Here is a 233-nt window from a genome sequence, read left to right as displayed (position 1 = left end):
TTGTGACCTTACTCACAAGCGTGCGACTTCATGTGGTTTAAGGCCACTTGGGGTTGTATGGTTAAGTGACTAAGCGTACACGGTGGATGCCTTGGCAGTCAGAGGCGATGAAGGACGTACTAACTTGCGATAAGCCATGATGAGGCAGTAAGAGCCGCATGAGTCATGGATTTCCGAATGGGGAAACCCACTCTGTTTACAGAGTATCTTGCACTGAATACATAGGTGCAAGA

Annotated in this window: 1 rRNA gene; it reads left to right on the top strand. The window is 48.1% G+C overall.

Features of this window, described 5'->3' with window-relative positions:
* Positions 1–59: 59 nt before the first annotated feature.
* Positions 60–233, top strand: a 23S ribosomal RNA gene (locus Q3O59_RS15865); the annotation flags it as partial.

Origin of the sequence: Alkalimonas delamerensis (genome assembly GCF_030717955.1) — a bacterium.
Taxonomy (GTDB): domain Bacteria; phylum Pseudomonadota; class Gammaproteobacteria; order Enterobacterales; family Alteromonadaceae; genus Alkalimonas; species Alkalimonas delamerensis.
The sequence above is the reverse complement of the archived record's forward strand: the minus strand, read 5'-3'. Positions and strand labels throughout refer to the sequence as shown.